This window comes from Paenibacillus sp. J2TS4 (assembly GCF_018403245.1).
GTDB lineage: Bacteria > Bacillota > Bacilli > Paenibacillales > NBRC-103111 > Paenibacillus_L.
In genome coordinates, this window is record NZ_BOSH01000006.1 from 136,805 (window position 1) to 163,141 (window position 26,337).

General features: G+C 46.6%; 29 protein-coding genes. 19 read left to right on the forward strand and 10 right to left on the reverse strand.

Annotation, left to right across the window (positions count from 1 at the left end):
* Window positions 1-11: 11 nt before the first annotated feature.
* Window positions 12-1,070 (forward strand): Gfo/Idh/MocA family protein, encoded by a 1,059-nt coding sequence (locus KJS69_RS14705; RefSeq protein ID WP_213584537.1) that lies wholly within the window; start codon window positions 12-14, stop codon window positions 1,068-1,070.
* Window positions 1,071-1,436: 366 nt separating this feature from the next.
* Here KJS69_RS14705 and KJS69_RS14710 read toward each other — a convergent pair whose 3' ends face one another.
* Both KJS69_RS14710 and KJS69_RS14715 read right to left on the reverse strand, forming a co-directional pair.
* Window positions 1,437-2,282, reverse strand: a complete 846-nt coding sequence (locus KJS69_RS14710) for a transposase (RefSeq protein WP_213584538.1) — start codon at window positions 2,280-2,282, stop codon at window positions 1,437-1,439.
* Between the two features lie 728 nt (window positions 2,283-3,010).
* Complete coding sequence (locus KJS69_RS14715; protein ID WP_213584539.1) at window positions 3,011-3,298, reverse strand: hypothetical protein; 288 nt, start codon at window positions 3,296-3,298, stop codon at window positions 3,011-3,013.
* 257 nt (window positions 3,299-3,555) lie between these two features.
* On the opposite strand from KJS69_RS14715, the gene KJS69_RS14720 reads away from it, so the two are divergent.
* From KJS69_RS14720 to KJS69_RS14735, 4 genes are all read left to right on the forward strand, one after another.
* Window positions 3,556-4,842, forward strand: a complete 1,287-nt coding sequence (locus tag KJS69_RS14720) for an enolase C-terminal domain-like protein (RefSeq protein ID WP_213584540.1) — start codon at window positions 3,556-3,558, stop codon at window positions 4,840-4,842.
* Between the two features lie 120 nt (window positions 4,843-4,962).
* Complete coding sequence (locus KJS69_RS14725) at window positions 4,963-5,637, forward strand: tetratricopeptide repeat protein (RefSeq protein WP_374706641.1); 675 nt, start codon at window positions 4,963-4,965, stop codon at window positions 5,635-5,637.
* Between the two features lie 471 nt (window positions 5,638-6,108).
* Window positions 6,109-6,534 carry a DUF86 domain-containing protein gene (locus KJS69_RS14730; protein ID WP_213584542.1) on the forward strand — a complete coding sequence of 142 codons (426 nt, stop codon included), beginning with the start codon at window positions 6,109-6,111 and terminating at the stop codon, window positions 6,532-6,534.
* A 107-nt stretch (window positions 6,535-6,641) separates the two neighbouring features.
* The gene (locus KJS69_RS14735; protein ID WP_213584543.1) at window positions 6,642-7,298 is read left to right on the forward strand and encodes a helix-turn-helix transcriptional regulator; all 657 of its coding nucleotides are present in this window, start codon (window positions 6,642-6,644) and stop codon (window positions 7,296-7,298) included.
* Between the two features lie 125 nt (window positions 7,299-7,423).
* On the opposite strand, the gene KJS69_RS14740 is transcribed toward KJS69_RS14735, so the two are convergent.
* Together KJS69_RS14740 and KJS69_RS14745 are read right to left on the reverse strand one after the other, a co-directional pair.
* On the reverse strand, window positions 7,424-8,203 hold the full coding sequence (locus tag KJS69_RS14740; protein WP_213584748.1) for an MBL fold metallo-hydrolase: 780 nt from the start codon (window positions 8,201-8,203) through the stop codon (window positions 7,424-7,426).
* On the reverse strand, window positions 8,203-8,871 hold the full coding sequence (locus KJS69_RS14745; protein WP_213584544.1) for a bifunctional 4-hydroxy-2-oxoglutarate aldolase/2-dehydro-3-deoxy-phosphogluconate aldolase: 669 nt from the start codon (window positions 8,869-8,871) through the stop codon (window positions 8,203-8,205). The genes KJS69_RS14740 and KJS69_RS14745 overlap by 1 nt, the downstream gene beginning before the upstream one ends.
* 258 nt (window positions 8,872-9,129) lie before the next feature.
* On the opposite strand from KJS69_RS14745, the gene selD reads away from it, so the two are divergent.
* From selD to KJS69_RS14785, 8 genes are all read left to right on the forward strand, one after another.
* On the forward strand, window positions 9,130-10,179 hold the full coding sequence (selD, locus tag KJS69_RS14750) for a selenide, water dikinase SelD (protein ID WP_213584545.1): 1,050 nt from the start codon (window positions 9,130-9,132) through the stop codon (window positions 10,177-10,179).
* Between the two features lie 34 nt (window positions 10,180-10,213).
* A complete protein-coding gene (gene mnmH / locus KJS69_RS14755) occupies window positions 10,214-11,281 on the forward strand; it encodes a tRNA 2-selenouridine(34) synthase MnmH (protein WP_213584546.1) in 1,068 nt (355 codons plus the stop codon).
* A 167-nt stretch (window positions 11,282-11,448) separates the two neighbouring features.
* On the forward strand, window positions 11,449-11,892 hold the full coding sequence (locus KJS69_RS14760) for a DUF948 domain-containing protein (protein WP_213584547.1): 444 nt from the start codon (window positions 11,449-11,451) through the stop codon (window positions 11,890-11,892).
* 15 nt (window positions 11,893-11,907) lie between these two features.
* Window positions 11,908-12,264 (forward strand): YtxH domain-containing protein, encoded by a 357-nt coding sequence (locus tag KJS69_RS14765; RefSeq protein WP_213584548.1) that lies wholly within the window; start codon window positions 11,908-11,910, stop codon window positions 12,262-12,264.
* Window positions 12,265-12,492: 228 nt separating this feature from the next.
* A complete protein-coding gene (locus tag KJS69_RS14770) occupies window positions 12,493-12,927 on the forward strand; it encodes a disulfide oxidoreductase (protein ID WP_213584549.1) in 435 nt (144 codons plus the stop codon).
* A gap of 32 nt (window positions 12,928-12,959) precedes the next feature.
* The gene (locus KJS69_RS14775) at window positions 12,960-13,985 is read left to right on the forward strand and encodes a delta-lactam-biosynthetic de-N-acetylase (protein ID WP_249730534.1); all 1,026 of its coding nucleotides are present in this window, start codon (window positions 12,960-12,962) and stop codon (window positions 13,983-13,985) included.
* A 146-nt stretch (window positions 13,986-14,131) separates the two neighbouring features.
* On the forward strand, window positions 14,132-14,947 hold the full coding sequence (gene racE / locus KJS69_RS14780) for a glutamate racemase (RefSeq protein WP_213584550.1): 816 nt from the start codon (window positions 14,132-14,134) through the stop codon (window positions 14,945-14,947).
* An 82-nt stretch (window positions 14,948-15,029) separates the two neighbouring features.
* On the forward strand, window positions 15,030-16,232 hold the full coding sequence (locus KJS69_RS14785) for a M14 family metallopeptidase (RefSeq protein ID WP_213584551.1): 1,203 nt from the start codon (window positions 15,030-15,032) through the stop codon (window positions 16,230-16,232).
* Window positions 16,233-16,246: 14 nt separating this feature from the next.
* On the opposite strand, the gene KJS69_RS14790 is transcribed toward KJS69_RS14785, so the two are convergent.
* The 3 genes from KJS69_RS14790 to KJS69_RS14800 form a co-directional block, all read right to left on the reverse strand.
* Window positions 16,247-16,585: a L,D-transpeptidase gene (locus KJS69_RS14790; protein ID WP_213584552.1), complete on the reverse strand. Its 339-nt coding sequence runs from the start codon at window positions 16,583-16,585 to the stop codon at window positions 16,247-16,249.
* A 116-nt stretch (window positions 16,586-16,701) separates the two neighbouring features.
* A complete protein-coding gene (locus KJS69_RS14795; RefSeq protein WP_213584553.1) occupies window positions 16,702-17,124 on the reverse strand; it encodes a DUF3054 domain-containing protein in 423 nt (140 codons plus the stop codon).
* A gap of 61 nt (window positions 17,125-17,185) precedes the next feature.
* Window positions 17,186-17,683, reverse strand: a complete 498-nt coding sequence (locus KJS69_RS14800) for a MarR family winged helix-turn-helix transcriptional regulator (protein WP_213584554.1) — start codon at window positions 17,681-17,683, stop codon at window positions 17,186-17,188.
* A gap of 240 nt (window positions 17,684-17,923) precedes the next feature.
* Here KJS69_RS14800 and KJS69_RS14805 point away from each other — a divergent pair, with 240 nt between their 5' ends.
* A complete protein-coding gene (locus KJS69_RS14805) occupies window positions 17,924-18,169 on the forward strand; it encodes a C2 domain-containing protein (RefSeq protein WP_213584555.1) in 246 nt (81 codons plus the stop codon).
* 96 nt (window positions 18,170-18,265) lie between these two features.
* On the opposite strand, the gene ytvI is transcribed toward KJS69_RS14805, so the two are convergent.
* On the reverse strand, window positions 18,266-19,354 hold the full coding sequence (ytvI, locus tag KJS69_RS14810) for a sporulation integral membrane protein YtvI (protein WP_213584556.1): 1,089 nt from the start codon (window positions 19,352-19,354) through the stop codon (window positions 18,266-18,268).
* 168 nt (window positions 19,355-19,522) lie between these two features.
* Here ytvI and KJS69_RS14815 point away from each other — a divergent pair, with 168 nt between their 5' ends.
* The 5 genes from KJS69_RS14815 (at window position 19,523) to KJS69_RS14835 (ending at window position 23,741) form a co-directional block, all read left to right on the forward strand.
* Window positions 19,523-19,825, forward strand: coding sequence for a HesB/IscA family protein (locus tag KJS69_RS14815; RefSeq protein ID WP_213584557.1), 303 nt, complete (start codon window positions 19,523-19,525; stop codon window positions 19,823-19,825).
* Window positions 19,826-19,926: 101 nt separating this feature from the next.
* Window positions 19,927-20,448, forward strand: a complete 522-nt coding sequence (lepB, locus tag KJS69_RS14820; protein WP_213584558.1) for a signal peptidase I — start codon at window positions 19,927-19,929, stop codon at window positions 20,446-20,448.
* Between the two features lie 284 nt (window positions 20,449-20,732).
* A complete protein-coding gene (locus KJS69_RS14825) occupies window positions 20,733-21,551 on the forward strand; it encodes a DUF2935 domain-containing protein (RefSeq protein ID WP_213584559.1) in 819 nt (272 codons plus the stop codon).
* A 64-nt stretch (window positions 21,552-21,615) separates the two neighbouring features.
* Window positions 21,616-22,305: a response regulator transcription factor gene (locus KJS69_RS14830; RefSeq protein ID WP_213584560.1), complete on the forward strand. Its 690-nt coding sequence runs from the start codon at window positions 21,616-21,618 to the stop codon at window positions 22,303-22,305.
* Window positions 22,302-23,741: a sensor histidine kinase gene (locus KJS69_RS14835; RefSeq protein WP_249730535.1), complete on the forward strand. Its 1,440-nt coding sequence runs from the start codon at window positions 22,302-22,304 to the stop codon at window positions 23,739-23,741. Before KJS69_RS14830 ends, KJS69_RS14835 begins: the two co-directional genes overlap by 4 nt.
* Here KJS69_RS14835 and KJS69_RS14840 read toward each other — a convergent pair.
* Window positions 23,731-24,948: a DUF418 domain-containing protein gene (locus KJS69_RS14840; protein WP_213584561.1), complete on the reverse strand. Its 1,218-nt coding sequence runs from the start codon at window positions 24,946-24,948 to the stop codon at window positions 23,731-23,733. The genes KJS69_RS14835 and KJS69_RS14840 overlap by 11 nt on opposite strands.
* 653 nt (window positions 24,949-25,601) lie before the next feature.
* Entirely contained in the window at window positions 25,602-26,336 is a 735-nt protein-coding gene (locus KJS69_RS14845; protein ID WP_213584562.1) for an ABC transporter permease, read from the reverse strand.
* Window position 26,337: the final 1 nt, after the last annotated feature.

Consider the following 26,337-nt stretch of genomic DNA (forward strand, 5'->3'; position numbering starts at 1 on the left):
GAGGATTACTAATGAAAAAAATGAAAATCGGCGTCATCGGCGCGGGATCTATTTCGGGTGTTCATCTTGACGCTTATCACAAAAATCCGGAAGTCGAAATTTACGCTATATGTGATTTGAATGAGGAAAGAGCGAAAGAAAAAGCGGAGAAATATGGTGCATCTAAAATATTTACAGATTATAATGAGCTTCTGGCTCTGCCTGAAATCGATGCGGTCAGCGTTTGCACATGGAATAATACACACGCTCCGATCAGCATTGCAGCATTAGAGGCCGGTAAGCATGTACTTGTCGAAAAGCCGCTTTGCAAAACAGTCGAGGAAGCCCTGCAAGTTGAGGAAACAGTCAAACGCAGCGGCAAAGTGTTGCAAGTCGGTTTTGTTAGACGTTATGGCGGCAATACTAAAGTACTCAAGGAATTTATCGACAAGGGCGATCTTGGAGAAATTTATTACGCTAAAGCCTCGTGCTTGCGCAGACTGGGTAATCCGGGAGGCTGGTTCTCCGACAAGGAACGTTCCGGTGGCGGTCCTCTAATCGATATCGGAGTTCATGTCATTGATCTGGCTTGGTATTTGATGGGCAGACCTAAAGTCCAATCGATTACTGGTAATGCTTATAACAAGCTTGGAAATCGGAGCAACGTTAAAAATCTTGCCTTCTATAGAGCAGCGGACTATGACGCTAATAAGAATACTGTAGAGGATGCAGCCAATGCGTTGATCCGCTTTGAAAACGGGGCCTCCTTAATGGTCGACGTCAGCTTTACGCTTCATGCCAAGAAAGACGAACTGACAGTTAAGCTTTATGGGACAAAAGGTGGGGCGGAAGTCGAGCCTGAACTGACCATCGTTACCGAGAAATACGATACTATCTTAAATGTTACGCCTCAAATCGATCATCCAACGTTCGAATTTACTGGAGGCTTCCAAAATGAAATCAATCATTTTATCGATGCTTGTAATGGTCGTAAAGAAACATTGAGCCCGGTAGAAGACGGAGTCGAAATGATGAAGATTCTATGCGGAATTTACGAGTCCAGTGAGCAAGGTAAAGAAATCCGGTACTAATTTGTTGATACCTTCCAAAATAATGAAGTTCCCATCCATCGGTTTATACCGGTGGATGTTCTTTTTAGTGCAAGTTGGCTGAATTATGGCTGTATGCTGAGTTCCGGAGCTTTCGACTATTATCCCCTCGGCTCAGAAAAAGATGAACAAGAAGACGAAAGAAGTAATCAAGAGAAACGGCCAAGAAGACAGACCAAGAAAATGACCAAGAAGAGTGATTAGGCGGGGGGACAAAGAGAAGAGATCAAGAGAAGTAACGAAATGAAGTGATCACGAAAAATGACCAAAATACCAGTAAAATTCGAAGAGGATATAATAATCAGGAATGATCTTATTGTTTCTGTAAGTCCGGGTGGGTATGATTCATTAAATCGGTGCTCCTAGGCAAATACGAGTAAGGTAGTGGAGCAGGTGCCTATTTTGAAATTTTGTATTCAGGCGCAAGCAATATTCGTCCAAATAATTTTGCAAATATTTAGGCCCTATCCCATTAAATGTTTTATTGATCCATGACCTGGCTTCTCTAAAGTACTTTCGCAGCAGCGCAATGCGGGGAAAACGAAATGGTTTAGTCTCAATGTTGATAACATCGGCTTCGGTGCTGACATGCTGCTCGATGAAATGTCTATGCCCAGATGGAAGGGCAGAGGCAGTGTTCATATGCCGGGAAGGAATTATTTTCAACTTAAGTTGAACAACGGCATCATCCGAATCGAGAGAAGCAACGGCGAACAACGGACTATGTTGTGGCGGCAGGTCCAATATCGAGCAATATGGAGGGCGATACACGGCAAACCCTCCTCTTATGAGACCAGATAGAGGCTGCCGGTCATCTGCTTGAGTTATGGCCTGACGAATTTTTCTCAATATGGACCAGGCGGTTTTATAAGTAACTTGGATTAATGTGCTCAACTGAACGGCATTAATTCCTCTTTCCATCCGTGATACAAGATAAATGGAGTGCAGCCATTTGCGTAAAGAAGTCCGACTTCCTTCCATAATTGTTCCAGTGATTACAGATGTTTGATATCGGCAATTACGGCATTGGTAGAGGGGGATTCTGCGTGTTTTAATGGTGTAAGAATGATTATGTCCGCATCGAGGGCATAAAAAGCCTTCAGGCCATTTAATTAGAAATAAAAACTGCTCGCAGGCTTCTTCGGTGTTGAAATGACTTATGATAGCTTGTTCATCCACTTTTAATTTAATCATACAACACTCCCCCTTGAATTATACTTATATCAAGTATATAGAACATACGTTCGTATTTCAAGTCTTAAAAGAATATTTTTTAGTCAACACAATAAAAAAATCATGGAATCGATAGCTATATTTAATAAAGAGACTTACTTAATAAAAAGATGCAATGCTATACAAGTAAAGATCATGCTGTAAGTAGAGGTACTACTATATAAGTAAAGAACACTCTGTCAGTGGAGGTACTACTATAACGAGTAAAGATCATGCTGTAAGTGGAGGTACTCTATAACAAGTAAAGAAATTTACTTAATGTGTAGAGGTAATACTATAGCGAGTAAAACCGCCTGTAAGATGAGATACTTAACTATAACGAGTAGAGACCATTGATGTAGAGATCGTTACACTATAACAATTTAAGTTAGTTATTACTCAAGGACTATTACTAACGATGAGTGCAGGCGTAATTATAAAAGTGAGCTTCTGAGTCAAGGGGATAAGTCTCAAAAGGGGCGAAGATGTTAGAGTAAGGGGGAGACCTAACGCATTTTTAAAGGCATAACCCTTAATGAGGAATGAAAAAAGCCTCGGACTTTTGTGGTCAGAGACTTTTGATTATTTTCGTTATTTTTGGTTGCACTGTTTGAATTAGTTTGAGTTAAGTTAAGTTATTTTAAGTTGATTTGAATTACTTGAATTAGTTTTGATTGCTCCTAGCCAACTCTTGTTAGATTTAAGTTATTTTATCTTTGTGGAGACTCAGTTGTTGTTGTTGTGGAATTAATAAATTCCGCGTATTTACGTTCTTTCGAATCCCAGTAGGCAATACCGAATAGAAAGCTCAGCACAGGAAAGAAAAGAAGGCGAATGACCGCAAACTGCCAGAAAATATCATGCATCACAATAAACTCGAGCAAGGTAAGACCTATTGCAGAGGAAAGACCAATCCCTAGAATACAGTAATTAATCAAAAACTTTGCTCTTCCTATCTGTCGCTTTGTTCCCCATTGAAGGGCTTTTTGTTTATTCATACGGTCAGACCCCTTTCTAAATCCTAGAACCGACAATCTTATTGTAACTCCCCTTTATGGAGCAAGCAAATCTCCTTTCTAACAACTTTGTGCCAAAATTGTGAGCATGTTGGTATACTAAATACATACTGAATTTTCTTACATACTGAATTTTCTTACATCCTGCATTTACTTACATACCGAGCTTTATTATGGATTGGCGCTTGGCAAGCGTCTATAATAAAAGCGCAATCATCTGGTGAAAGGTGGATTTAAAAGTGAACATTTCTCAGTTTAAACATGCAGTAGTTAGAGAGAAGTTAATAGCTCCATTTGGTTTTAAAGGCGGCTATATAGATGAATTGTGGCAGTCTATCGTACTGCTTAAGGATGAAGAAAGAGGGACCGGAATAGGGCTGGGTGTACAAAGCGTGCTTTGGTCAGATGCAGATGTGTTTGACCGCTTTGGAGGGGACAAGGGAAATGAGACGATGGCTGAAATGACTTACAGAGGATTGCAGGCCGCTTCGGGTGAATATGCGGAACCTTTTGAACTGCTGGATGAAGTTCTTCAACCTGTTTATGATTATGGCAAGGAACTAACCTATCCCGATTTGCGGCTAACCTTCGCTTTAAATTCTTTAGTTCCTGTTGACTTTGCCGCTTGGCAGCTATATGCCCGTCAGAAAGGTACACCCTCTTTTGATGAGCTTGTTCCGGAAGATTTTCGTTCAGTTCTTTCTTATAAGCATGCAGCTCTGGCAAGCACTCCTTTAATTCCATATGGAATGTCGGATGAGGACATTACGGCCTTGCTGGATGAAGGTTACTTTGTATTAAAAATTAAGCTGGGTGCTGATCCTGGTCAAAACGGGGATCGGAGTCAAATGCTGGAATGGGATATAAAAAGACTGGAAGCGGTTCATCGATTGGCTCGTGATCGAACAACCGAGAATACGGAAAACGGCAGAATAGCTTATTATTTGGATGCAAATGGACGTTATGACAGTAAAGATCGACTTCTTTCTTTATTAGACCATGCGGACCGGATCGGTGCATTGAACCAGATTTTGCTTCTGGAGGAACCATTCCCTGAAAGTGATGAAACGGATGTATCCGATCTTCCAGTGAGAATTGCTGCCGATGAAAGTGTTCATAACGAAAAAGACGCGGAGGCAAGAATAGGACTCGGATACGGCGCTATTGCCTTGAAGCCGGTTGCTAAAACGTTGAGTGTCAGTCTGAAAACGGCTAAAATTGCTCATGAGAGCAAAATTCCTTGTTTTTGTGCTGATTTGACGGCAAGCCCGTGGATGGTAGATTGGAATAAAAATGTAGCTGCAAGACTCGAGCCTGTCCCGGGCTTGAAGGTAGGCCTGCTTGAATCCAATGGTCATCAGAACTACCAAAGATGGGAGAAAATGCGCGAGCTACATCCATACGGCCATGCCGATTGGACAGTTGCAGATAAAGGCATATTCCGCTTGAACGATTCCTTTTATTCATTGAACGGCGGCATCTTTGCTCAAAGCGAAGGGTATGAGAAATTAGTCGAGCAAAAATAACATGGTTCGATGGAGAGAGGGAGTAAATAAAATTTATAGGTGTAGTGAGAAGTTTTTGATAAAATAGAAGAGTTATACAGACACTGTCTATAATTCGATGGTCGGAGAAGGTTAGGAGGGGTGGTATTGAGAAACATATTCGTGTTTGCACTGCTTTGGTGGCTGATAGGGAATCCATTCCTGGCGGTCATTATCTTATTAGTAGTTCTCTACTTGTTGGATCGTAAATTTCTCGGATTGGCACCAAGCATTACTAAGCCGTTTCGACAAAACCGCAGGTTAAGGCAGCTGCAGCAGGAATTGAGACTTCAACCGCATCAAACGAGCGGTAAACTGGAGGCAGCCCACCTGCTTATCGGCAAGAAAAAATATAGAGAAGCCTTATCTTACTTGCAAGAAATTGAACCCATTATGGAAGAGTCTGCGGATGTTCAATTCGGGATAGGTATGTGCCAACTAAATCTCGGAGAACTGGAGGAAGGAGAGCGACATATGCTCCGCAGCCTTGAGTTGAATCCCAGAGTTCGTTATGGAGAGCCCTATTTAAGGCTGGGGGAAGCGTTCGCTGATACATCTCCGGACAAAGCGCTAGCTTATTTGGAGCAATTTCGGGAGGTACACTCTTCATCCTGTGAAGCTTACTATCGGTTGGGGCAGCTATATGAAAGGCTCGGACGCCAGCAGGAAGCCCGCAAAGCCTATGTCGAAACATTAGATATTTATCGGGGACTTCCCAAATATAAGAAACGTTTGGAAAGACGCTGGGCACTGCTTGCCAAACTGAAGGGCGGTTAGTGTTTATTTATGGAGATACAAATTATTGTGGGAGCTTTCGAATAGTCTGGCGTATTAAGTTCACAGATCTGACTAAATTAACAAACTTCTAAATACTGCCGCTTATACTGTGGCAGTTTTTACTTGTCCTTATGAAGTACAGCAACTGGGCGGGGCCAAGCTGCCTTGACGGTCGCAATTCGCAGGGATACACTAAAAGAGTTAATGGAACATCCTTCTTTACTTGAAAAACATTTAGAATGCTATGATCTATTTGATGATTCCTTTCGATCATCGCATCCGTTCACAACAAGGAACGGTTTGCTTCAAAGCTGGCAGCAGCTGTCGTGGCCTATTCACAATTTTACAGGAGATGAACCCTATGTCCATGGAATATCCGATGCAGGCGATTGTGCTTCTTGTTGTCGTCGTCTTCACCTTCGTTGCCATGCTACTTTGGACAAAAAAGAAAAAAGGAAAGTAGGCAGGTTTATGTATTATCTTAATCGGGAACAGCTTGAAAAATGTCTTAATTTTTTGCCCGTTCTGATGGGAGCAAGTGAACAAATGGCACAGCAATGGGACGGTTCGTTGCTAAGGGGACTTGCCCAGGAGCGTATTCTTCATTTGTCCATCGAAACTGTTACGGATATCGGAAGTCTCTTGATCGATGGTTTTTTGATGAGAGATGCGAGCAGCTATGAAGATATTGTTGAAATTTTACTGGGGGAGAATGTTTTTCCCCGTGAGATTGGGGAGCCCTTGATCGAATTGGTCAAGCTCCGTAAGCCGCTGGTGCAGGACTATACAGAATTAGACCGCGAAGGGCTGCATCCGTTAATCCGTCAATTGCCGGCTCTTCTTAAGGAATTTACTAGTTGTGTTAGAGAATTTGTACGTAAAGAGCTTGGAGAATAAGAATAGCTTGGGATATCCAAAGATCCTCTAGTTATTCAACATTATGGTCTGTTTAATTTACTATCCGCTCATAATGAGATACAATGGCGTTACAGGTGGTGATCAGGATGAGTAAAGAACAGGAATCATCCACTCGCAGAATGCTATTGACGATGATGAAGACGAACGGGCCATTAAGTGTCAGTGAAATGGCCAAGCAGCTAGGAATTACGGAAATGGCCGTTCGTCGCCATTTAAATACATTAGAGCGGGACGGCTTGGTGGAGACCCGACTCTCTCGTCAGGCGATGGGACGGCCTACACATCTGTATTCGCTGACCGAATCGGCTGATGATTTATTTCCGAAGAATTATCATCAATTGACTTTAGATCTGCTACATGAACTCGGAGTGGAAGACGGCGAGGAGAAGATCGGTCGCTTATTTCAGCTTCGCAAGGAGAAGCTACTGGATAAGTATCGGGTGCAGATGGAAGGTAAGTCCCTAACGGAAAGAGTGGCTCTTTTGGCGGATATCCAGAACGCGAACGGCTATATGGTGGAATGGGAAAGTGGAGAAGAGGGCGGATTCGTATTTAAGGAGTTCAACTGTCCGATTTCCCAGGTGGCCAGACAATATAATGAGGCTTGCCAATGCGAGCTTGCTTTGTTTAAGGAATTGTTGGGTGCTTCCGTAGAACGCACAGAATGTATGACCAAAGGCGGGCGCAAGTGCACTTATCTAATTGATAACAAAGCGGTCAAAATTGCCTCTGGAACGAGCTAGAGGAAGAATTATTCTGACCTGGCAGCATAAATAGTCTGAACGAAAGCCCGACCTTTGAAAAGGCCGGGCTTTAAAGCGTTATTTCAGACAGATGCAAGCAAGCAACATATGTAAAACAAAGGTGATTATGGAGAAAGAAGCAGTTGGAGCCCTTCGTAAGCGAGTTTGCACTGCTTTGGTAAGCGGTAATCAGCAACGGCTGCCAGATCAATCCCATGAGACAGGTGGGTGAAATATACCTTCTCCGGCTGTACTTCCTCTACCAGCTCAAGTGCCTCTACAATATCGTAGACCGACCGTGTCATTGGATTAGCCTTCTCTTGATAGAAATTCGTTCCCAGTATAAGCAGGTTCAGATGATACAAAGGTTTTTTTTCCTCTTCATTCAACCGAATGGAATCGGGACAATACACCCAATCATAACCTGCCTTGGAGAATCTATAGGCGTAGGAAAATCCATTCTTCCCGTGACAAACTCGCCAGGGGTGAATTTTCCATTCCCCGAACGTATGCCCTTCATCCACTTCATGATAAACGAGATGATTCTCCAGCCAAGGAAAAAAGCTTCGCAGCGATTGGAGTACTTCGGCAGGTGCGTAGACATTTCCTTGTTTGCGCAGCCAGCGACAAAGATCGGCATACTCGGGCAAACCGCCGATGTGATCGTAATGAGCGTGAGTAATAAGCAGGTGATCGAGATCTCTCATACGCAGCCGCTCCATCTGCTGTCCCCAGGTGGGTCCACAGTCGATAATGAGCTGTTTCCCTCCGCTTTCCAGCAGGACCGAGGAACGGGTCCGTCTGTTCAGCTCTCCGCTTCTCGCTTCGGCGCAGACAGAACAGTCACAATATACTCTCGGGACCCCCATGGAGTCGCCGGTTCCCAAAAATGTTAGCCTATCGATCATTCTGAGCGCTCTCCATTTACTACGTTGACTGCGGCCTGAATTTGTCGGGTTAATCGGCTTGCCTTCTCGGTTAGCCAAGTGTAGTTGCCGTTGTCAATTTCTTTCAGGTGGATCAGAGAGCCTCCCACCCCAACCGCATAACAACCTGCGTTCAAATATTCACCGACGTTGTTCTCATTAATTCCTCCGACGGCGATCATCGGAATCTGGTTGAGCGGTCCCATCAGCTCTTGTATATAAGGCAAGCCGAGGCCGGAGCTGGGAAATATTTTGATAGCTGTCGCGCCGGCCTTCCAGGCTCGTACGATCTCCGTCGGGGTCATTGCCCCTGGAAAAATAGGGACGCCCTCCCTGGCGGCGTAACGAATGACATCCTCGTCCGTATTCGGAGTGACGAGGAAAGACGCGCCTGCTCTCATCGCTGCTTGCGCATCGTCGGGATCCAGTACCGTTCCGGCACCGATGTACATTTTATCGCCTAATTGCTGCTGTAAATCTTGAATCATAAGCAGTGCATCGGGGGTATTTAAAGTGACCTCCAGCACGGTCACACCGCCTTGAAGCAGCGCTTCCGCAGCATCTACCATCTGCTCGGGTTTAACCCCTCTGGCAATAGCGATCAGACGAGTCTGCTTGACTTGCTGTAAACCTTGATCTCGTTTCATTTCGGCATCCCTCCCTTGTGATGTATCCTTTTTTGCATTATACCTTTAGCTCACCGGGTTGTTCAAATGCAATAACATAAGTGAAGGTATGACAAAGTAAGACGTGTTCACTTTTCATAACCGCCACTTTTGTGATACGCTCAGGTTAGAAAAAGGAAGCGTTCGAGGGCATTTTTGAAATGCCGTACATAAGCCTTTTTTATCGGACGGGATTCTCGGATACAATGAATAATAAGCGAAGGAAAGGATGAGAGTTCTATGAATCATGAGGAACGGATCAAGCTAACCTCATTATCAACTAAAGGAGGGTGCGGCTGCAAAATCGGGCCGGCTGATCTGGCACAAGTCCTGCGCGGGCTGCCTCAGGCCGAACCCAACCCGAACTTGCTGGTCGGGCTGGATACAAGCGACGATGCGGGAGTGTACAAGCTGACAGACGATCTTGCACTTGTTCAAACGGTTGATTTTTTTACGCCGATAGTGGACGATCCGTACTCGTTCGGGCAGGTGGCCGCGGCCAATGCGATAAGTGACATTTACGCCATGGGCGGCAAGCCGCTGACCGCTTTAAATATTGTTGCTTTTCCCGTCCATAAGCTGGACAAGCAGGTGCTGACCGATATTTTGCGCGGGGCAGGAGACAAGATGAAGGAAGCAGGAGTCACGCTGGTAGGAGGCCATTCCATCGACGACAATGAGCCCAAATTTGGCCTGGCCGTCACCGGCTTTATTCATCCGGATAAGGTAAGGACCAATGCGGGGGCGAAGGCCGGGGATCGGCTTATTCTGACCAAACCGATTGGCGTCGGAATATTGACTACTTCGATCAAGAAAGGGATGTTGGGCGAAGAAGAGGTAGCCCGCGTTACTCAAGTGATGACTACACTTAACAAGACGGCCGCCGAAAAGATGGAGGCGTATGGGGTGAACGCCTGCACCGATGTGACCGGCTTCGGGTTGCTGGGCCATGCTTATGAGATGGCCAAAGGAAGCGGGGTAGGCATAGTCATCGATCATAAACGAGTCCCGGTCCTGCCCAGGGTCCGCGAGCTTGGGGAAGCCGGTCAAGTGCCTGGGGGAACGAAAAATAATTACGCCCATTTGGAAGGAAAAGTGACGTTTGACGAATCCATCGACCAGATTGGGCAATGGATTCTATGTGACGCTGTAACTTCTGGAGGCTTGTTGATCGCCGTGCCGGCAAACGAAGCGGAAGCGCTTCTTCACGATCTGATAGAGGCCGGAGTGGAGGCGGCTTGGATCGGTGAAGTGACGAGTGACCATCCGGGGAGGATTACGGTTCAGTAGAGCTATGCAAGCATACTAGAAGAGGTGAGCAACGATGTTTCAAGATACAGAGATAGAACAGCTGCTGAACCGGCTTCATACCCGTGAATGGGATTTGATCGATGTTCGCTCTCCAAGTGAATTCGCGGATTCTACCATTCCGGGAAGCATTAATATTCCCCTATTTACGGATGAGGAGCGCAGGGAGGTCGGTACGATCTACAAGCAGGTAAGCATCCAGGCCGCTAAGGATAAAGGCCTGGAGATCGTATCGCAGAAGCTTCCCGTGTTCATTAAACAATTCGAAGCGCTGGGGAAGCGCCCGAAGGCGGTATTTTGCTGGCGGGGAGGGATGCGTAGCAAAACGACAGCGACCGTGCTATCGTTAATGGGCATCCGGGCGATACGGTTGGCGGGGGGGTATCGGGCTTATCGAAAATGGGTTGTATCTAAGCTCGATTCGTTCCAATTGACGTCCAAATGTATCGTTCTTCATGGATATACCGGCACGGGAAAGACGGCAATTTTGCAGAAACTGGCCGATCAAGGGTTCCCAGTACTGGATCTGGAAAAGATGGCCGGGCATCGAGGCTCCATCTTCGGGCATATCGGCAGGAAGCCGAACAATCAGAAAACGTTCGAATCCATGCTGATCCAGGAACTGCTGAAATATAAAGACGCTCCTTATGTGCTCATGGAAGCCGAAAGCAAAAGAATTGGCAAGGCGGTTCTGCCTGACTTTCTTATGGAAGGCAAGGCGCGAGGGGATCATTACATGATCGAGCTTCCGCTGGAGGTGCGTATCCGCAACATCATTAATGACTATGAGCCGGAAGAGCATAAAGAATTATGCCAGGAGGCGTTCCAGCGCATTAAGAATCGGATTCATACCCCGGCCGCGCAGCAAATCGAAAGCTGTCTTCAAGAGGAACGGTATGCGGAAGCTGTCTCTCTGCTGCTGGAATATTATTATGATCCGCGTTATGACTTTGCGGGGCATCAATATAGCGGGTCATGTACAAGGATTCAAGCATCTTCTGTCGGGGAGGCAGCAGACAAGATTGCGGAGATTTTATCGAATGCCCGTCAGAAGGTCCAAATGGGAACGGAAGAAAAGGTTTGAACAGGCTCTATCGTTTACTTTTCATTCAAAATATACAAATTTGGCAAAAAAGATGAAAGTTTTCAAAGTTTTTCCCGTTTTCCTGTGTCAAAACGTCTTAAGTACCTTATAATAATATTAGTATATGGGCATTTGACCTAATGGCGGAGGGCAAAGGAGGAGATTCATTGATTTGGGAGATTAGCGTAGCGGTCATTGCTGCAGGCTTCATCGTTCTTGTCTACTATTTGGTTCGGACCCTGCTGGCAGCGAAAGCTTCGTTGCAACGAACCGACGAAACGCTGCAGCAGATTCAAAAAGAACTCTCCGAAGTGAGCCAAGAGACCGTGAAGCTACTTAGAGCAACGGAAGTAGTAACTAACGATATTGAAGGAAAATTGAAAACATTGGACCCTCTCTGTCAGTCGATCGGGCAGACGGGGGAAGCCTTCCGGCAGATTACCAACACGGTCCGCCAAGTGTCGTCGACCGTTTCTACTTCCGCGCATACTGCTCAGCAAGCTGTTCAGAGCAGTCGGATTTCCGACTTAATCAAATGGACGGTGGCGGGTGCCCAGCTCTGGTCATCGTGGAAGAAATCCAGAGAACTCAAGACCAAATCATCTAAATGATAAGGAGTGTTGATCATGTCTGACAAAATGAACGGAAGAGATTTTGTAATTGGCGCCTTGGTGGGCGGAGTGATCGGGGCGGTGACGGCTTTATTATTCGCACCGAAGTCCGGACGCGAACTGCGGAGCGATTTGGCGGATCAAGCTCAGCAATTGGGTGACAAAACCAAGCAAATCGCTAACAACGTCAGCAGTCAGACTAGCGAATGGATAGGCAAAGCCAAGGATGTAGCCGGTACGGTAGTAGAGGAAGTTAAAGCCTGGAAGGACGCTGGCAAGGAAGTTGCTGTAGCTACGCTGGAAGAGGCGAAATCAGCAGCAGTGGAACAGCAGCAAGAGCTAGAGTCCGAGACGAAAGATACGGAGAAATAATTCTAAGACGCCTTTATATTATACTAAAAAGGACCCCCCCCGGGTCCTTTTTTTAATGCTGCGATATTATGAACCGGGACCAGGTTTTAGACTTGTACCGATGCTTTTGCTAGATAGTTCCATAGTGATTGTGAAGGAACGGCGAATCTGGTAAGCTTGGATTATTCGTCATTATCCGATGGCTAGTAGAGCAGCAATTGTCAAGATATTCAAGTGGGAGGAAGCAACATGAACTGGAGGAAGTTCCTTCTTAACAACGGGATGCATTTAAGCTTTGCGGTCGCTTTAGTGGCCACTATGGGAAGCTTGTATCTATCCGAGGTTCTCCGATATGAACCTTGCAAGCTATGCTGGATTCAAAGAATATTTATGTATCCACTCGTTATTCTGTTCGCCGTCGCATCGATAAAAAAAGATCAGAGAGTATATAGTTACGCTCTTCCTCTTGCTATAGGGGGAGGCCTGTTTTCCATTTATCACTACATGGTTCAGAAGGCCCCTTTTCTTCAAAAGTCTACAGATTCATGCGGGCTGGTTCCATGCAATACCGACGCGTTGGATTGGTTTGGCTTCATAACGATTCCGTTCTTGGCCCTCATTGCTTTTGTCATGATTACCGTGCTCCAGCTGTTGATCCGTAAAGCTCTCCAATCTGGAGAATAAATGAGGAAGAATAGCTGCAAGGATAACCCGAGGTGATTACAATCAAAACTAAACTTAGTACTTCTTTAACCGTTCTTATGACTGCCGCAGCGCTGTTAGCGGGTTGCTCCGGGGGTTCCCCAGCCGCTTTGCCGGAGGATGATCCTGCCGCGACGAGCCCGTCGCCTTCTCCGAGTCTGCAGCCGTCTGCTTCAGCGACCCCGGGGCCTTCGGCTAGTCCCGCTCCTGAGCAAAATCCTAGCCCAAGCTCTTCTGTCGTTCCTGACATTACGGCCACTCCTGCATCGACTCCGGAGACCTCGCCGTCTGCTTCGCCTTCGTCTGAAGCGAAGCAGACGGATAAACCGGCTCCTTCTCCGTCTCCGACGGATCCAAGCCGTGAAGCAGTATCCTGGTACTATATGAAGAAGGAGAAGGGCGAGGTGCCAAGATTCCCTTCCGAGACGAAGCAGTATAAGCCCGAGCATAGAGTTATCTATGTAGGCACCGGAAAGAAGGTATATTTAACATTTGATACCGGCGGACCGCTTGGTGATGTGGATGCGATGCTGCAAACGTTAAAGGATAACGATGTCAAAGCAAATTATTTTTTAGCAGGATATAATGTTAAGAAGCATCCTGATTTTTTGCGCAGGCTAGTAGATGACGGCCATCTTGTCGCTAATCATACGATGACCCATAAAGATTTTACGACTTTAACCGACGAGCAGGTTAAGCAGGAAATTGAAGAATACGAAGCTATGTATAAAGAAATTACGGGAGAAGAGATTCCAAGGTTTTTTCGCTTTCCCTATGGGAAGTACAGTATGCATTTGCTAGATTTAGTTTCTGAAATGAATTATTCGTCCGTTTTTTGGTCTACCGCCATGCGGGACTGGGAGCCAAGAGAGAACGGGGCGGAGGATCCGTACAACGATATTATGAACAATCTGCACGATGGAAATATTATATTGATGCATCAAGGCTCAGAAGAGAACATCGAGGCGTTGGATCGAATTATTAAATCGATCAAGGAAGAAGGCTATGAATTCGGATTACTGTCCGATTTTAATGAATAAACGGGTTTACATAGAAGCCGCCGGTACTTCAGGAAGTTTTTTTCCTCAGTGTCTTTTGATTCAGTTGGATGGACGCTTGAGGTGGCATCGACATACTTTATATAGGAAAGCAGCAAGTTAATTTACAGCAAAGGAAGCGTATGAATGTGCAGCAGGCTATAGCTATATTAGACTCCGGAGTGGGCGGATTAACCGTCGTCAAGGAAGTGATGAGGCAGCTTCCCAGGGAGAAAATCATATACTTTGGGGATACGGCCAGAACACCTTACGGTCCCCGCTCTGCCGAAGAAGTATTGCTGTTTACCCGACAAATTGTAAATTATTTGTTGCAATACAATCCTAAGATGATCGTCATTGCCTGTAATACGGCTACGGCCGTGGCCTTGCAGGAAATCCAGGCATCCGTATCCATTCCCGTTGTCGGGGTCATTCAACCTGGGGCACGGACCGCTATTAAAACTACCCGCAACGGAGTAGTTGGCGTTATCGGAACGGAAGGCACGATCCAGAGCGGAGCCTATGCTCAGGCGCTTAAAGAAATTTCACCACAAACCAAAGTGCTGAGCCTGGCTTGCCCGACCTTCGTAACGATGGTAGAGCAAGGATTGTTCTCCGGGGAAGAAGTAAGATCCGAAATCGCTTTGGCGCTTGAGCCGCTCCAGACGCATCCGATGGATTGCTTGATCTTAGGCTGCACCCACTATCCTTTTCTGGCCGAGAGCATTGGAGAGGTGATGGGGCCATCCGTGTCGCTGATCAGTTCAGCAGATGAAACGGCAAGGGAAATCAGCACTATTCTGTCTCATAGCGGTCAATTGGCTCGAACGATCGATCATCCGATTCACCAGTTTTTTTGCAGCGGCGATCCTAAGCTATTCCGAATCATTACTCAAAACTGGTTGCGTGAACAGATTCATGTCACTCCGATCGTTTGGCAAATCACCCATTTATTTATGACATAGAGTGGCGTGGGCATTTGCAGGCATGCGGAACGTTAAATCATCATATGTTTAGGGCATAGACGATCTTCCAGGAGGTTGGCTCATGCCCTTTTCATATGTAGTGCAACAAGGAGATACGCTGTATCGCATCGGTCGCAGGTATGCGCTATCGGTACCAGCGCTGCTAGCCGCTAATCCGCAAATCTCCGAACCGAATTATTTGGTCCCCGGACAAGTTCTGAATATACCGGACCGGGCAACCCATAAATATGTCATTCAGTCCGGAGACACGTTCTATTACATAGCGCGGCGATTTAATATCGATTTTAACGATTTAATCGCCGCAAACCCTGGTATTGATCCGCGGCAATTGCGAGTTGGTCAAACCATTGTTCTGCCTCCAAGCAGAGGGATGTCCATCGTGCAAACCGACGCGCCTTATGGCTATGCGGAAATGATGGAGGATTTGGAGCTGCTTCAGCAGAGATATCCTTTTTTGGAGGTCGTAGTCATTGGCTATAGTGTGATGGGAAAACCAATTCCTGCGGTCAAGATCGGAGGAGGAAGGAAGAAGGTTCATTATAACGGATCGTTCCATGCTAACGAATGGATTACGACTCCATTACTAATGAAATTTATGGAAGAATACAGCTCGGCGTATGCGGCCGGCGGGAGTATAAGAGGCAGGAATGCTGAGGAGTTGTTCGAACAGGCATCGTTATGGATTGTCCCTATGGTTAACCCGGACGGAGTGGAGCTTGTCCAGGAAGGAGTGTCGCCTCAGCACCCTTATTATCGGGAGCTGCTCCAATGGAACAATGGATCTTACGATTTTACCGGATGGAAGGCCAACATTCGCGGGGTGGATCTGAATGACCAGTTCCCTGCCTTCTGGGAAGTGGAAAAAGAACGAAGGGAGGTTCCGGGGCCCGGCCCGAGAGACTACCCGGGGACGGCACCCTTAACGGAGCCGGAGGCTATCGCCATGGCGCAATTTACAAGAAACAATGATTTCAGGCTCGTTATTGCCTTCCACACTCAGGGCAGAGAAATCTATTGGAACTATCGCGACCTGGAACCGCCGGAATCCGAGGAAATCGCAGAACGGTTTGCCCGGCTTAGCGGCTACCGGCCGGTCAAATTAACAGGCAGCGACGCGGGCTACAAAGATTGGTTCATCCTGGAGTTCCGCCGCCCGGGCTTTACAGTGGAAGCCGGTCAGGGGATCAATCCGCTGCCTGTCAGCCAATTTCCGCAAATCTACAATGAAGTGATAGGCATATTGCTCGAAGGCCTTGTAGTGTAATACAACACAGTCGATCAGGGTCGGATCGTCACCTCTGTTCCGATGCCAACCAGGCGGGATAATTGCAATACATCCTCGTTATACATCCGGATGCAGCCTTTGGATACTTCATGCCCGATGGAGGACGGTTGATTCGTTCCATGAATGCCATAGTGAGGCTTGGACAGTCCCATCCAAAAAGCCCCGTATGGTCCTCCGGGGTTGGCTTGCTTGTTGATGATGGTATAGTGACCGACCGGAGTAGCGGAGACCATCTTGCCAATACCGACCGGAAATTCCCGGACGACTTGGCCGTTGTCTAACAAATACAGCCTCCGGTCGGACAAATCGACGATAATGCGGTATGTCGGCACGCGAGTCCCTCCTTGCCCGTAATCAAGCGCAGCTTGGTTTGATCACAGTCTATGATTGACTATGCGGCCGGGTGAATAGCTTGAGCCATTGGCCCGGTGACACCAATTTATCGTGACTAGGCCTGCTTGTCCGTCTCGTTAGTGCTGCGCTTGTAAATCCATACAAAAATTAAACGCCAAATAACGAGAAACAAATAAACAAAGACCAGAGCGACCGGGGCAAAGGTGGTGAAAGCCGGTTTGTTGTACAGAAACCATCTTAACCCTAAGGCCAACGGATGAGTTATGACCCAGGCAATAGCTATCATTGCAGTGGTTTTGGTGTAGCTGGAATAAGTTTGGTCCCGGTAGGCACCCGAAAGAAAAGCGATGATCGGCCAGATGATAAGGTAAGGCAGGGCGACGATAACGGCGTCCCATACGGACAAGCCCATCTGGTGCTCTATCCCGCCAAGTACGGTGAACAGCAGAAGAACGACCCAATCTCCCGCCAGAAGCGAGAAAGCGGCCGTCCTGGATCTTTTGATCATATTATTCATAAGCTTGCTTCTCCTCCCGGAGCAACTGGATTACGGCGATAGACAACCTAACCATTCTTCGTTATGGAGAGGGTTCGGCAGGATCATTTCCGCTTCGGCGAAGTTCGATCAGTGCTTTAAGCTTGGCGAATACTTCGACGGCCTTTTCCATCTCTTCAATCGATAGCTGACATAGAAAGTTGCGTAACCAGGCCCCTCTTATTTCTACTATTTTATGAACGGTTTCCCTGCCCTTATCTGTAATGGAGAACAGCACCACCCGACGATCTTCCTCGGAACGCTCCCTAGTAATCAATCCCATGTTAACCAATTTGTCAGTCATTCCGGTAACGGCACCTGACGTAATTCCGATGTGACAGGCAATATCGGAAGCTTTGCAGAAGGGCAGCCTGGACAGGATCATCAGCAAAAAAATCTGCCCATCTGCCAGCTGGACCTCCCCTTTGATCTGCCTCAGCTCATGTCTTATCAGGTAGACGAATTCCCCGGCCAAGCTCTCCAGCTGCGGTAATAACCCGTTACTGCCCAGGCTGTCCTTGTCGTTGTTCCGATCAATCATTGCTCCACTCCTTAATCCTACGACTGGCGAATTTTACTAATAGTTTATAGCTGAACAGATCGATCCGTTCGTTAAGCAAGCAGCGCAGAACGCTGGGCGCCGCGCTTAAACTATAAAAAATTTGGCATATGATGTCAAGCGGGCATGATTTTTGGATAATCATGTCTAAACCTGAATCGATTAGGTACAATAAGAAGTAAGCCGTTAATATGAGGAAATCCGAATCCGGAGGGAAGGAACATGCGAAAGCTTCTATCTCTTAAACATTGGTCCCATGTCTTTAGAAAAGTGTTTCGCCTGCTCGGCTCCACTCGGGTTCCTCTGCGGGAAAAATTGCTGTTCCTCGTTCCAGTGCTATTATACTGGGTGCTGCCAGACGTGCTTCCGTTTATGCCCATCGATGATATCGCAGTGACGATGCTGGCGGCCAATTGGTTTGCCGATCGGATCGGCAAAAAGTATTTGGAGCCACAAAAGAAGGATTGAGCTGCAATCCGCGAGCTATTCAGGAACAGCCCCTTCCTTTTAACAGGACGTAGACTCGGCAGTGTAGGCATCGGGCAATCCCTTATAGTGAGCTTCCTATTGCCCGTATTCTTCCTCAGGAAGCCTGATCCAGCTCTTTAAGTATCCTTGCTCATACAATGCTTTCAGCGTAATGATAAGAATCGGAGACAGGATCAGCCCGGCAACGCCAAACAAGGATAAGGAAATGATCATAAAGGAGAGCATCGTAAAGGCAGAGACGCCCAACGTATCTCCGGTTATTTTGGGCTCCAGCAATTGTCTGACAATGATGACGGCTGCAAACAGCACGGTCAGCCAGATCGCTAATGAAGTTTGACCGACAATAAATAAATAAATAATCCACGGGATAAAAATAGTGGACACTCCAAGCAGCGGCAGCAGATCGAATACGGCCATCAACAAAGAGATCGAGAAGGCATTCTTAACCCCAAGTGCTAACAAAGCGGCAAAGATGACGAGAAACGTAACCGAAATCATTTTTAACTGGGCCTTTATATAGCCGACAATTCCTTTTATAACGTTCTCTTTAATAAATAAAAAGGCCGTTTTAAATGTTTTAGGTGTATGGGTTGTAGCGATTCTTCTCCAATTCTCACTCTCTATGCTGAGAAAATAAGCGAGAATGACACCAATCAGAAAGTTGATTAAAAAGGTGGAGAAGGAGGTAAGCCCGTTAAACAAAGCGTTCAAAAAGCCTGTTGCAAGTTTTGCACCTCTTTCAATAATGGTAGAGGAGAAATCTTTGGCCCTTTCTATCCATTCTGGAGAGATAGCATTCAGCTTGTCCTGCCAAAAATCGGCGTTGTTCATAATCTGCTCCTGAAGAATTCGTTGATACACGGGAATTTTTTCTACCAGATTATATATCTGGCTGGTGAAGATGGCTCCTAAACCTGTTAGGATTCCTAGTATGACTAGAATGAACACCAGGGTGGAGATAGTAGATGCTATTGATTTTTTAACGCCTTTACGGTGAAGAAACTTGGCTAAAGGTTCAATAATCGCGAATATGGCCAGCGCAAAGAAAATTGGAGTCGCTATTCGGTACAAATAGCTGAACAGGAGCATAAACAAATAGATCGTAATTCCGATCAAGGCGATATCAAAGATCGTTTTGTAATATTTTCTGTAAAATGATTGCATAATAGACCCACTCACCTCATTTAAATGGAATGAAAGCCATAACCGGATGCCTTATTGTAATGATATCCGAAAAAACCGATGCTTACCACATGGGAAAGAAATGATACAATAGCTTATAAGCTATTGAACCTATTATTAGTTATAGACAGGACGGGAGGAAGGAATACAATGAAATGTAAAATTACCCGCAACGCGGCGAAAATTATTAAGAACGAGTTGAGTAAAGAAGAAAACAAGGAACTAAAGCTGAGGGTGGTCGTTACTCATCAGCATGGTGACCACGCCCATTACGGGCTGGATTTGGACAAGCCGGGGGAGAATGACGAGGTTGTCGTGACGGATAAGGAAATCGAGGTGCTGCTGGACCGAAGCGAGCCGATGCTGGACGGCGTCAAGATTGATTATTTATATTTTCCGCAAGAAGGATTCGTTATTACGAACCCGGCCAAAGGCAATCACGGGGACCACTAGCGTGTGGCAGCCCCCTCCTAACTTTACAACGCATACTATTTTGCTCTATAGTTAGAGAAAAATAGCTTTGGAAAAAAGCTGAAATCAGGAGGAGAGCTTCCATGAACCGGATTTTCAGACTGGCTAAATCTTGGGCCCCTTTTCTATTATTGTTGGGAGCCCTGTTCTTCGTCAGAACCAATGTGGGGCAAGCCGCCTATATCCCTTCGGAATCTATGCTTCCTACTCTCCAAGTACACGATATACTAATTATTGATAAAACGGTGAAGCCCGATCAATTACAGTTCGGGGATATTGTCGTCTTTCATCCCCCGGCTGAAGCCAACCTCGATAAGAAGCTGATTAAACGTCTTATTGGTTTGCCCGGAGATGAGATCGAAATAACCGACGGTCAATTATACCGCAATGGGGTGAAGGTGGAGGAGAGTTATGTCAAGGAATCGATGAAATATGGATTCGGGCCGATTACGGTTCCGGAGGATCACTATTTATTTCTCGGAGATAATCGGAATGAAAGCCTGGATTCTCATTTATGGTCTAATCCATTTGTCGATAGTAAGAAAATTATAGGCCGGGCCGTGTATCGGATTTTTCCATTCAATCAAATAACATCCATTCGCTAACCTTGCATTCTCCATTCCGTAACCCGAGCTTTCAGCAGCCTCGCATTCGTAAACTCCACTGCGTAGTAGTGGAGTTATTTTTTTCTACTAGCATTTTACGATTATTAGGAAGAGTTGGTTTCCGCTATAGTATAGTGGCCAATATTTCCATGGATGGCCTAGGCCGGATTAATAGGTTTCGTTTCGATTTGTCTCGATTCGCCTCGTCATAATTTTGCGTATTCCATCATAGTTTTCATTGGAAGCGGATTTCTCTGCAGAAATGAAGGAGGCGGATAGGAACGATGGAAAATATAATTGCCGGAGAGCGTTCGGCCGAAGTGCTGTTTGAGCACCGCTTTTGGTTACAGGTGCTCGGGGATCACGCCCGATTCATATACGATTCCCTGACGGCAGAGGAAAGTAAAGAGCGGGGGGCGGCACAATATTTTATCCGGACATTCGATGACTTGCTTAACCAAGCACGATCTAATCTGGATGTTAACGGGGTTCTCCGCCTGAATCAGACAGCTTATTGGCGGGCGCGCGAGATCCGCTCTTATAAGCTGCATTTATTGGAAAGATTGCTGATGCACAATATTAAATTTCATTTGCCTCCCACATTTGTCAATCATATGGTGAATGAGGTAGAGGAGTATTTACGAATCATGCAGTCCATTCTGACTTATGGGAAAATCCCCGAATTTCACGCGGTACATTTGCACCAGCTATGGCTTCTGGATGCGGTAGGTCATGCTGAATCCATTAAAAGATCCTTGGATATGGTGGAAAAAAGACTGATTGCCAAGAGCGGCGCATTCGCTCACCATTTCTCCGATTTTTACGATAAAGCGGTAGAAATGGCCGGCTATCTACGGACCAATCTGCGGCGGTTTCCGGCGTTGAGCCGGTTCAATAAAGAAGTCGAGTTGGAAATGACGTTGTTCCGAGAATTTTTGCAGGAGCTGGAGGAAATGGATCTGAATGCCGAACTGCTCGGTACACTGCAGCCGCTTATGGCCGATCATATGGCGCGGGAAGAATGCTACTATTTAATCAAGCTGTCGCAAGTTTCGGAGACCCATACCCCTGATTGTGATCCGACAAAGCCGAGAGTGGAATAAAGGGGGCCCTTAAAGGATACTTTTGGGAAACCGGTATCTCCCGATCCGGCTGGAAAGGAAGCTTATGAAGGAAAAAATACTCATTGTCGACGATGAACCCGAAATTGTCGATTTTATAAGAGACGCATTAGTAGATGAAGGGTATGAAGTTTTAGCGGCTTATAATAGCGGCCAGGCTTTCGAATGGCTTGGAGCGAAGCCGGATTTGATTATTCTCGATGTGATGATGCCCGGAATGGACGGATGGGAAATATGCTGTGCTATCCGCGGACTGGTCTCCTGTCCGATACTGTTCCTCAGCGCCCGCCAAAGTGAAGAAGACCGGATTAAAGGTCTAATGATCGGCGGGGATGACTATCTGGTCAAGCCATTCAGTATCGAAGAGATGATGGCACGGATTCGTGCTCATTTGCGCCGAGAACAAAGGAACGGTGCGGGAAAAATTCGTCCGATCATACATTATGGCGAGCTTTCTCTGGATGCAGGAAGCTATCGCTTGTATATCCGAGGCCGTCAAGTCCCGCTTACTATTCGCGAGTTTGAAATTGTTCAATTATTGCTAATTCATCCCAACCAAGTGTTTACCCGCGACCAAATCTATGACAAGGTATGGGGCTTTAATGCGGAAGGAGATTCATCAACTGTCACGGAGCATATTAAAAAAATAAGAGCGAAGCTGGCCAACATCGATCCAGACAAGACGTACATCGCCACCGTATGGGGAATAGGCTATCGATGGGAGAGCGGCCCATGATGAGGAAGCTGACTTTTCGCAGCCAATTTATGATAGCCTTGGCCGTTACGCTGTTGTTAAGCATAGGATGTACGGCCGGCACATGGGGGATTAGCCTCTACTTCCTTATCAAGGCCAACAGTTTTCTGCATCCATCTAACTATTATGAACAGAAAATTCCAGAGATCATTCAATTTGCCGAGCAAAATAAGGACAAGCTGTTTTCTCCGGACTTTCAGGAAGAGCTGGAACAGGTTATTCCGCTGGAAGGCTTCGATTATCAAGTGATGGATGCTTCGGGACAAGGGGGGGGATACGGCTGGAACGGAGAGCGGTTCTTTAACGAACCGGGCGATATCCTTCGCAAGCTGAATACTACCGAGCATATCAATGGGCGGATCATCAAATATTATCCTATTCTAGGCAGTCAGCATGAGTTAGCCGGGGTATTCGTAATCCGGTATACCCTTGGATTAATAAACAGCAATCCAAAGCAAGGCGGTTTGGTATTGCTGTTTGTGCTGGGAAATATGGCGGCCCCCTTTATTTTCATTCTATTATTTACCATTATCCTTGCCCGTAAGGTAGGGAAGCGGCTGGAGCCCCGAATCACCGAACTGATTAACGGTGCTGGGCGAATTCAAAACAACGATCTTGATTTTACTTTCACTGAGGCGGGGGGCTCCAAGGAGTTAACACAATTGGCTGGCGCCTTTGAGGAAATGAGGGGGGCGCTCCAACAATCTCTGACCACACAATGGCAGATGGAGCAGGAGCGCCGAGATATGGTAGCGGCTATTGCGCACGATCTCCGGACACCGCTGACGATAGTTCGGGGGCACGTCGACAATCTTTTGGAAGGTAGAGCGAGGCAGGCTGAACGGCTGGACAAATATTTGCATACGATTCGTAAAAATACGGATCGGGCCGTTCGTTTGCTGGACGACATGAGCTCAATCTCGGAAATTGATCGTCCTGATTTTACTTTATCGATTCGCCCGGTGGACCTGATCGCTTTTGTCCAGGAGAAAACGGAGGAGTACCGGATGATTTGCGCGGCCAAGCGAATTTCTTTCGAATCGATTATTCGCGTCGCAGATGGTCATAACGGTTGGTTTAAAGCAGATGTGCAGCGCCTCGAGCAAATGATGGATAACGTTATTAGCAACAGTCTCCGCTTTACTCCGGACGCCGCACAAATCAAGTGGGAACTGGACATCGGTCCAGGAATAACCAAGCTGACGGTGAATGATTCCGGTCCCGGCTTCTCTGAATTCGATTTACTCCATATGTTCGATAAATTTTATCAGGGGGACCCTTCCCGCTCCGTCCATAAAGGTCATGCGGGACTCGGACTGTACATCGTGCAAGCATTAACGAAGAAACATGGCGGTACGGTCACTGTTGGGAATCGGCCGGAAGGCGGCGCTTATGTGCAAATGACGATTAGAGAGTAGAGGTGAGCTTCTTTTTCCGGTTAGGAGAAACGGATAAATAAGTAACGGTTCTCCATATCCATTCCAATGGGCCCATCTTAAAACGCCGAAGCCATAGAGCGCTGAATAGGAGCTGTAACCCGAATACGATTAGGGCTATAAGCGATCCGGTCAACGGCCCTACCTGGCCATACCACCCAAGGCCGTAGCTATAGAAGATCAACGTACACAGAACCGACTGCATAATATAATTGGTGAAGGCCATTCGACCGACATTCGCCAGTGGCTCCAGCGCCTGTTCCCATGCTTTTTTCCGCACAAGAAGCGCTAATAGGGTTATATAGAACAGACCGATCGATGGAGAGCCCAGCAAATAGTGGAACACATTCAGTTTATCGATCCACCCGGCAGCACTGGTTCTTGCCGTTAGCTCCAGGAGGATGGGCAGCAATATCGAGGTTAGTCCGATTCCTCCAGTCCAGAGGCAAATCTTGGTAAGCACAGGCCGGTTCGCCGACAAATCATGAAACAGCTTTCGTTTGGCAAAGTAAGCCCCCATCAGAAACAGTCCAAGGATCTGCGGATAAAAAATGAGCTGATTCATAACCGACGCATACCAGTCCAATATTCGCTGCTGCTGAATGGCGGCAAAAGAACCGCTGCCGTAAATCGCTTGATCCCGCTCTATAAATTGCTGAATGAGCTGTTGAAATTCCGGGCTTATTTTGGGAGTAGCCGCTGACTCCCCTGAGCTGATCAACATTAGTACCGGGATAAGCATTATCAGAAGGATCGCCCAGATCAGCAAGGTTTTCGGCTTGCATTTATGAAAGATTAGCAGTACGAAACCTAGCAGAGCATAGTGAACGAGAATGTCCCCGAACCAGATAAACCATCCATGCAGAAGTCCGAAGATAAGCAGTGCGAGCAACCTTCGCGAATATAACGCGCCGAACCTTCTTCCCTTTTGCCCGGCCCGGTCTTTAAACAGAATCATCCCGTACCCGAACAAGAAGGCGAAGATGGCGATGAATTTTCCGGTGATTACAATGTCCAGAAACTTTTTGACTGCCTGGTTCCAGAAATCGGGCCATAGCTCGATTTGGTATTGGATAGCTTGCAGGGAACTGCTGTAGAACGTTATGTTAACGAACAGGATACCGAGAATGGCCAAGCCTCTGGCGATATCCAGCAGCTGAATTCGTTCATCAGCTACAATGGGTTTCATAGAAATCTTCCTTTCGTAATTTCATTTGCATACAGGTTTGCCGGCCCCATTTGCAAATTTCATTGTAATGGTTATTTCTAAAGAATTTATAAAGGCGTGGTTCACTCGTTAGTTACGACCATCTCTGCGATTTGCGAGCCGAAATTTCCTAGAGCGGCTGCTCACGGTCTTCTCTTCCAACTGCTTTTGACTGTTATCCCCTTCGCTCAGAAAGTCTGAACATAGTGGATAAAGTTTGAATGCAAGGGCTGATGGCAGAGGATGGAAAAAGGGGCGGAAATGGAGAAGACGGTAGAGAGTGGAGAAAGGGAAGTAGATAGGAATGATGGATGGTTGACGACAAGAAAAGGGACGGAAATGGGGATAATGGTAGAGGGTGGAGAAAAGGGAAGTAGATAGGTATGATGATAGAGGATGAAGATAGTGGACGAGCTAGAGAATGTAGATAGAGGACGAGATGGAGGATGCCTAAAGGGATGCAAGTGCAGTGCAAGGGGATTGAAATATTCTTGGTCAGGTATAAGCAAAGAACCTCCCAATCCGCATGATGAGGCGGTGAGAGGTTCTTTTTAGGCGGAAAGCCAATTATGAAGCTTATGGGGCTTATGGTTCCGGCTAAGTCATATCCGGCTTGCTTTGGTTTCGATCATTGATTATATCTCTTTACGGCGGAAATAGGTTATTCCTGTCACGAAAAAGAGCAGGAAGCCGCCAGCTATAACATAAAGCAGCGTTTCTAACGAAACATTAAACGCAACGTACTTGTCCGGTGAGGCGGACAACATCGACAGGACCGGCTGGGCCCAAGGGTAGTACGGGCCGTAAGTCGACGAATTCACGATAAGCATATTGGGAATCGTGAAGATGACATTGATTGCCAGAGGAGCTGCGAAGCTCGACCATGCGACTGAAACGAACATTTGCAAAGCGGCCAGGGGCAGAGTTGCCATCCATCCGCCAAAGATGCTCGGTCCAATGAAATCCCATGGAACCGCAGCCTCTATCCCGCGCCCATAACCGACGGCCAGCAGAACGAGTAAATATAGCAGTTGGGTAATCGCCAGCAGCGCCATCACTACGAAAAATTTCGCCATGTAAAGAGAATTCCGGGAAACAGGCAAGGCCAGCAGCTGCTTCCATCCACCGGATGCGTGCTCGTAACGGCATACGAAGGCGGCAAAAACGCCGGTCAACAAAGGCAAAAATAGGATAGCGTGCAGACTGGCTGTCATCATGAGCAGATTTAGCCAGGCAAGCTCCGGAGTGTCAAGCGGCAATAGAATTCCGGTGATGGCCGATAAAGCGGGGCTGATAAAAATGAGCAGCCATATGTTGGACTTCCGCATTTTCAACCATTCCGAGCTCAGTAATTTCCTAAAGGGTCCCATG

What these genes read in the sequence shown, in the direction of transcription:
- KJS69_RS14845 (WP_213584562.1), bottom strand. Translation starts at nt 26,336, where the DNA reads ATGGGACCCTTTAGGAAATTACTGAGCTCGGAATGGTTGAAAATGCGG.
- KJS69_RS14805 (WP_213584555.1), top strand. Translation starts at nt 17,924, where the DNA reads ATGCGAAAGCTTCTATCTCTTAAACATTGGTCCCATGTCTTTAGAAAA.
- mnmH (WP_213584546.1), top strand. Translation starts at nt 10,214, where the DNA reads ATGTTTCAAGATACAGAGATAGAACAGCTGCTGAACCGGCTTCATACC.
- KJS69_RS14705 (WP_213584537.1), top strand. Translation starts at nt 12, where the DNA reads ATGAAAAAAATGAAAATCGGCGTCATCGGCGCGGGATCTATTTCGGGT.
- KJS69_RS14825 (WP_213584559.1), top strand. Translation starts at nt 20,733, where the DNA reads ATGGAAAATATAATTGCCGGAGAGCGTTCGGCCGAAGTGCTGTTTGAG.
- KJS69_RS14735 (WP_213584543.1), top strand. Translation starts at nt 6,642, where the DNA reads ATGAGTAAAGAACAGGAATCATCCACTCGCAGAATGCTATTGACGATG.
- KJS69_RS14795 (WP_213584553.1), bottom strand. Translation starts at nt 17,124, where the DNA reads ATGAATAATATGATCAAAAGATCCAGGACGGCCGCTTTCTCGCTTCTG.
- lepB (WP_213584558.1), top strand. Translation starts at nt 19,927, where the DNA reads ATGAACCGGATTTTCAGACTGGCTAAATCTTGGGCCCCTTTTCTATTA.
- KJS69_RS14815 (WP_213584557.1), top strand. Translation starts at nt 19,523, where the DNA reads ATGAAATGTAAAATTACCCGCAACGCGGCGAAAATTATTAAGAACGAG.
- KJS69_RS14770 (WP_213584549.1), top strand. Translation starts at nt 12,493, where the DNA reads ATGAACTGGAGGAAGTTCCTTCTTAACAACGGGATGCATTTAAGCTTT.
- KJS69_RS14765 (WP_213584548.1), top strand. Translation starts at nt 11,908, where the DNA reads ATGTCTGACAAAATGAACGGAAGAGATTTTGTAATTGGCGCCTTGGTG.
- KJS69_RS14835 (WP_249730535.1), top strand. Translation starts at nt 22,302, where the DNA reads ATGATGAGGAAGCTGACTTTTCGCAGCCAATTTATGATAGCCTTGGCC.
- KJS69_RS14800 (WP_213584554.1), bottom strand. Translation starts at nt 17,683, where the DNA reads ATGATTGATCGGAACAACGACAAGGACAGCCTGGGCAGTAACGGGTTA.
- KJS69_RS14745 (WP_213584544.1), bottom strand. Translation starts at nt 8,871, where the DNA reads ATGAAACGAGATCAAGGTTTACAGCAAGTCAAGCAGACTCGTCTGATC.
- KJS69_RS14710 (WP_213584538.1), bottom strand. Translation starts at nt 2,282, where the DNA reads ATGATTAAATTAAAAGTGGATGAACAAGCTATCATAAGTCATTTCAAC.
- KJS69_RS14730 (WP_213584542.1), top strand. Translation starts at nt 6,109, where the DNA reads ATGTATTATCTTAATCGGGAACAGCTTGAAAAATGTCTTAATTTTTTG.
- selD (WP_213584545.1), top strand. Translation starts at nt 9,130, where the DNA reads ATGAATCATGAGGAACGGATCAAGCTAACCTCATTATCAACTAAAGGA.
- KJS69_RS14840 (WP_213584561.1), bottom strand. Translation starts at nt 24,948, where the DNA reads ATGAAACCCATTGTAGCTGATGAACGAATTCAGCTGCTGGATATCGCC.
- KJS69_RS14830 (WP_213584560.1), top strand. Translation starts at nt 21,616, where the DNA reads ATGAAGGAAAAAATACTCATTGTCGACGATGAACCCGAAATTGTCGAT.
- KJS69_RS14715 (WP_213584539.1), bottom strand. Translation starts at nt 3,298, where the DNA reads ATGAATAAACAAAAAGCCCTTCAATGGGGAACAAAGCGACAGATAGGA.
- KJS69_RS14785 (WP_213584551.1), top strand. Translation starts at nt 15,030, where the DNA reads ATGCCCTTTTCATATGTAGTGCAACAAGGAGATACGCTGTATCGCATC.
- ytvI (WP_213584556.1), bottom strand. Translation starts at nt 19,354, where the DNA reads ATGCAATCATTTTACAGAAAATATTACAAAACGATCTTTGATATCGCC.